The organism is uncultured Campylobacter sp. (assembly GCF_938045775.1).
GTDB lineage: Bacteria > Campylobacterota > Campylobacteria > Campylobacterales > Campylobacteraceae > Campylobacter_B.
This window is the reverse complement of sequence record NZ_CALIBH010000011.1, coordinates 1-5,478: the sequence shown is the minus strand read 5'-3', so window position 1 is coordinate 5,478 and position 5,478 is coordinate 1. Positions and strand designations below refer to the sequence as shown.

Annotated in this window: 5 protein-coding genes; 3 read left to right on the top strand and 2 right to left on the bottom strand. The window is 46.4% G+C overall.

Annotation, left to right across the window (positions count from 1 at the left end; genetic code table 11):
- Together Q0238_RS00320 and Q0238_RS00315 are read right to left on the bottom strand one after the other, a co-directional pair.
- Positions 1–2,513: cytochrome c biogenesis protein ResB (locus Q0238_RS00320; protein ID WP_297941741.1), on the bottom strand; the 2,513-nt coding region annotated here is incomplete at its 3' end.
- Positions 2,514–2,822: 309 nt separating this feature from the next.
- Positions 2,823–3,314, bottom strand: coding sequence for a CreA family protein (locus Q0238_RS00315; protein ID WP_297941739.1), 492 nt, complete (start codon positions 3,312–3,314; stop codon positions 2,823–2,825).
- A 98-nt stretch (positions 3,315–3,412) separates the two neighbouring features.
- On the opposite strand from Q0238_RS00315, the gene Q0238_RS00310 reads away from it, so the two are divergent.
- The 3 genes from Q0238_RS00310 to Q0238_RS00300 form a co-directional block, all read left to right on the top strand.
- Positions 3,413–4,783 carry a phosphomannomutase/phosphoglucomutase gene (locus Q0238_RS00310; protein ID WP_297941737.1) on the top strand — a complete coding sequence of 457 codons (1,371 nt, stop codon included), beginning with the start codon at positions 3,413–3,415 and terminating at the stop codon, positions 4,781–4,783.
- Positions 4,780–5,025 (top strand): CmeU family protein, encoded by a 246-nt coding sequence (gene cmeU / locus Q0238_RS00305; protein WP_297941735.1) that lies wholly within the window; start codon positions 4,780–4,782, stop codon positions 5,023–5,025. The genes Q0238_RS00310 and cmeU overlap by 4 nt, the downstream gene beginning before the upstream one ends.
- The coding region (locus Q0238_RS00300; RefSeq protein ID WP_297941733.1) for an alanine racemase at positions 5,018–5,478 on the top strand (461 nt) is incomplete at its 3' end. The genes cmeU and Q0238_RS00300, both read left to right, overlap by 8 nt.

The window sequence follows — 5,478 nt, the reverse complement described above, 5'->3', positions numbered from 1 at the left end:
GAGATAGTGTAGATCGGAAAGAGGCGAGAAAAAATTTTAGCCTTATTAAATAAAATTTCATATTTTATCGCACTCTCGCTAGGCATTAAATTTGCGCCGTTTTGTGCTTGGTATTTTTTGACGTAGCTTAGCATCTTTTCTGCGCCGCTCCAATCCCCGCTTTCTTGGGCATAGACCACGGACGAAACGAATATTCCCATCATCTTTTTAACTTCAGCAGATTCGTTTTGATCCAGCGCATCGCCTAGATATAGCGGCGAAAGCCACTCGTTATTTTTAGCGTTCTTAATCGGAATAATTCTAAAATAATCCCCCATAAACGCCGAGTAAAAGACGTTTACGCGCTCATTTACCTTGATGATCTCTTTATCTAGCACACCGCGATTGCCTAAAGGCTTGCGGTTGATCTCCTCGACCATTTTATCGAGCTTGTAGTAGCTCTCGCCGCCTTTAAATTCAAAAAAATCCATCATACTGGCGTGGCTTTGCTTCTCATCCATACCTAGAATTTTCTTAAGCTCCGGCTCACTAACCTTGATAATCGGCGCACGCCTCCAGTAGCTTTGATTTAGCATAAACGAAAGCGCGGCGGCGTTATGGTTTAAAATTTCGCCATTTGGCGCCTTGTAGTTGTCGGCACGGTAAATTTTATTTAAAAGCTCCCTAGAAACTGTATCAAAAGGCTCCATTCGCCCATCAAATCCCTGAATTACGAGGCTTGCTAGATCCTCACTAAATTTAGGATCAAATTTCGGCACGGCTAGTTCGCCTTCCATAGTAGAAAAATTATGCGGCGGGATGGAGTCTTGCTCCGCCGCAGATTCTTGCGAAGCGGAGCTATGCTTGGAATTTTCGGCGGCGGAATTTTGCGCAGAATTTTGCGAAGCTGAATCTTGCACGCTAGCCGAGCTTTGCGGCGCTGAATTTTGCGAAATAGAATTTCGAGTCGTGGAGTTTTGTTCGGCGTTTGCTGTGCTAGGATACAATGCAGCCAAGCTCAAAGCCAACGCGCCTACTAATGCCAATGCCGCGCCTTTAGTGCCGCGTCGCGATTTTTTGGTGCGTTTTGATATGGAGCTTTCTGCGGAGCTTGCGGGCACCGAGCTAGACGCGGAATTTTTAGAATTTACATCTTTTTCTCGAGCAAGATGCGTATTTTCGCTGATTAAGCGCGAGAGCTTGAAAAAGCGCGAGCCTCGGTTGAAAAAGTTAAAAAACATCCCCACGCAAAGCAAAAAATAGCCGATGTAAGTTGGAACTTTGCCGGGGTCTTTATTGACCGAAAGCACGGTACCACGCTCATCCGTGTCGTATGAGCTTTGGAAAAATCGGTATCCGCCGTAATCGAGCACATGATTCATAAAAATATCATAATCAAAGCTCGAATTGCCGTCTTTTAGCGTGATTTCGCTTTTATATCCGGAGGGCGAATTGGTGCCCGGGTAGCGATCCATCACAAAGTCGCGAAGCGCGATTTTAAAAGGCAGATGAAGCATCTTTGGCGCCAAGGCTACGATGAAATTCTTATCTCCCACCTTGTAGCTAGCGCCATGCGAATCCCTAGGCACGTAGATTTCGCGACTCTGCCCCGCAAAGCTTAGCGTAGCTACTACGCCGGGCTCACCCGGTAAATTCGCATCGACCGGGACGAATTTCTCGACCGCGGAGCTAAGCAAGCTAACGGGAGCGAAATTTATCCCGTCGAAGCTGTAAAGCAAGAGATTGCCTAGAGGATTATCCTCGTTTTTCTTAAGCGGCGCAGTGCTCATATCAGCCATTTTAGTGGCGTTTATATCAAGGCTTGAGTTTAGATAGAATTTGCCGTCTTTGGATTTTATATAGATAAAATTCTTACTTTTAGGCTCTGCATTAAAAGTGATACTAAGCTCGCCTATATCCATGCTTTCGCCTGATTGCAAGGAGACGTTTTGACTACCGACATTGTTTGAAAATAATAGTTCCACGCGCGCAGGAGCCTGTCCGGTCGGATCTTGCACCCATTTTAGCTCGCCGTGTTCTATTAGCTCTTTAAATTTTAAATTTGCGATCCTGCCCTCTACGTCTAGATTGAGATTGAAGTTCATCCGTCCTGCGCCGTTTAAAAATTTGCTCTCGTCAGCAGATATAAACTCGCCGTCACTGCCTAAAGTAAGAAGCTGAACGACCTCGTCTTTAGTCGTTACGATCGAGCTCTCGCCGCCCTCTCTTATATGGATATTGCCCTCAAAGCCGAAATATCTCGTCAAAATCGCTCCAGCAAGCATAAACAAAAAGCTTGCGTGAAAGATTAGCGCAGGCAGCGTGCGAAGTTTAATCATGCGGTAGCGATAGATATTGTAGGTTAAATTTATTCCCAAAAGCACCATCAGCGCGCCAAACCACGCAGTAGAATAAACCATCGCCCAAGCTACTTCCGTGCCGTAAGCGGTCTCTACAAAAGTAGCGATTGCACAGGCTAGCGCCAAAATCAGTAGCATCACTGACGCGCACTCCATACTAAAAAATGTCTTCATTGATTTCCTTTAGATTTACGAGGGTTTTCAAAATCGCGAGATTTTAGCAAAAATTGCTTAATTTTTCATTTTACGACCTGCAAGCGCACGCCTACTAGCGTAGCGCGAATATGCGTTAAGATGCTTTGATAAAGCGGTAAAATTCTCATCTTGGGCATTCGCGCGGGAATTTAACGGCGCGGATAAATTTTATAAAATGCTGCAGAATTTGGCGAAATTCTATGTAAATTTCATGCGCCATCTCATAGCGTAATTTCTAATTTAGAATTCCGCTGCGATAAAATTTTATCTTTGCGGAATTCCTTATTATTATTTTTTGCCTTGGGTATATGCGAGCTCGCACACGTCGCCCACGGCTTGGTGGCACGGGATCGCCGAGATCGAGTTATTGGGCGAGCCGTCAATCACTTTGTCTGAATAAACCAAATAGATTAGCGAGCTCTGCACCGCATCGTAAAGCCTAACTACATGGGTCTTTTTGAAGATCAACGAGCTGCGTTTTTCAAAAATATCCTCTTTTTTCAGCTCCTCTTTGATGATGATTTTAGGCGCTGTCTGCACGCACGAAACAGAGGCTTCGGAGCGGTCCTCCTCCACGCCGATGATCTCTTTGGCGCCGCCTTTTTTGGCGTAAGAGACGTAGCAGGTCACGCCGTCGATCTTAGGATCTTTAACCGCGATGACTTCGATGCGATCGTCTTTGCCAAAAATTCTAAACGAAGTATTTACGCTACCTACGAGCTCGTAATCGCCCGCGCAAGCAAAAGCCGCTAAAATCGCTACTAGAATAAATTTTTTCATAACCATCCTTTGGAATTTTAGCGGCGATTTTATCATTTATAATATAAATATTAAGCAAGTTTTTATAAAATACCGCGATTTAAATTTAAAGGAATTTTATGATCGAAGATATCTTTAGAGAATACGATATTCGCGGCATCGTGGGTGAGGAGCTAAACGAGCGCAGCGTAAAGGCGATCGGCTTCGCGCTTGGTAAACATATCGCAAATCTGGGGCTTGAGCGCGTTAGCGTGGGATACGACGCCCGTCTTAGCGCGGATGAGCTTTTCGGCTATTTCGTAAGCGGGCTAAATTTTGCAGGACTGCGGGTTTTTGATATCGGCTTGCTGCCGACGCCGGTGGGCTATTTTAGCGTATTTACGCATAAATTTGACGCAAACGTAATGATCACCGGCTCGCACAATCCCAAAAATTACAACGGCTTTAAGATCACGATCGGCACGGATAGCTTCTTTGGCTCGGATTTGAAACGCCTAGGTGCGCAGGTGCGGGGGCTGATCGGTTCAAATTTTAAAATTCCAACCGATATAAGCACTCAGAAGTACGACATCTTAAGCGAGTATCTAGCATATTTTGAAAAAGAATTTGCGGCTCTTAAGGGCTTTGCCGCGCCTTTTATCATTGACTGCGCAAACGGAGCTGCAGGCGTTACCGCTACTAAAATCATAGGAAGGCTAGAGCTAAACGCTAAAGTTTTATTTCCACAGCCAGACGGTAATTTCCCAAACCACCACCCAGACCCCAGCGAGGAGAAAAATTTAGCTGATCTTAAAGCTGCGATGAAGCAAGACGGCGTGAGCTTGGGTTTTGGTTTTGACGGAGATGCCGATAGGATCGCCGTGCTTACGCCGCGCCGCAACATTAAAGGCGACGAGCTAGCCTGCCTGCTTGCCTTAAATATGCACCATCCGCGCATCCTAGGCGAAGTCAAATGCTCTCAAGCGATGTATGATACTATCGATAAGATCGGCAAAAGCTTCATGGGCAAGACCGGCCATAGCAATATCAAAAAGGCGATGAAGGAGCTTGGCATCGACCTTGCCGCGGAGGTTAGCGGGCATATTTATTTTAAAGAGCGATATTTCGGCTTTGATGACGGCGTATATGCGATGATGCGCGTGCTTGAGCTCGTAGCCAAGGGTTATGATTTGGACGCCGAGCTAGACAAGCTGCCGCGAGTTTTTAGCACCGACGAGATTAAATTTAATACGAGCGAGGAGGCGAAATTTAAGATCATCGAGGCTCTTAAAGCTCAAACCCACGCGGGTATCTCGGAGCTGCCGCCTATCCGCGATATTATCGAGATCGACGGCATCAGAGTGCGGTTTGATGACGGCTGGGCGCTCGTACGGGCAAGCAATACCACGCCTGTGATCGTAACTCGCTTCGAGGCCAGCAGCCCCGAGTTTCGCGACGAGATGCAGCGCGTATTTTTAGGTAAACTAGAAAATTTAAAGGACCAGAGATGAACGAATCTGAAAAGCAAGAGGTTGAGAAAAATATAAAAGAGCTTTTGGCTGCGAGAGCGGAATTCTTTAAATTCTTAGACGAGCGCGTGCCAAAAATCGCGGGTACGGACGTATTTGATTTCGAGCGCGCAAGCGAGGCTAGCTTGAAAGAAATTTATGCGAAATTCTACGGCTACGACTACGCCGCGCGCAAGCTGCTGCCATATTTATACCGCACTTATGGACTAAATTTCGATGTCTGAGATCATCTTAGATCGCGTCGCTTATGCGCACAATCTAGCGCAAATCGCCGCCAAAGTAGGTGGAGCGGAACGAGTATTTTTAGTAGCCAAGGATAATTCATACGGCCATGGCTGCAGGATTTGCTGCGAGGAAGCGGCAAAGCTAGGCTTCGTACGCGCCGTAACGCGAAGTGCTACGGAAGCTGCGCAGATTGCAGATTTATTTGATGAAATTTTAGTACTCTCGCACATTCCGCGCGGAGACGAGGATGAGCGGTTTTGCTACGCGGTAAATGATCTTGGCTACTTCTCGCGTCTTAAACGAGGGCTTAAAATTTATATCGCTGCAGATACTGCTATGCACCGCAACGGCATCGGTGCGAGCGAACTAGATGAGGCGCTTAGGCTATGCAAGCAGGGCGGATTTAAGCTTCGTGGCTTTTTCACACACTTTCGCGCAAGCGACGAGCTAAG

Excerpts from the sequence above, each read along its gene's own strand:
- Q0238_RS00315 (WP_297941739.1), bottom strand. The coding sequence starts at position 3,314 with ATGAAAAAATTTATTCTAGTAGCGATTTTAGCGGCTTTTGCTTGCGCG.
- cmeU (WP_297941735.1), top strand. The coding sequence starts at position 4,780 with ATGAACGAATCTGAAAAGCAAGAGGTTGAGAAAAATATAAAAGAGCTT.
- Q0238_RS00310 (WP_297941737.1), top strand. The coding sequence starts at position 3,413 with ATGATCGAAGATATCTTTAGAGAATACGATATTCGCGGCATCGTGGGT.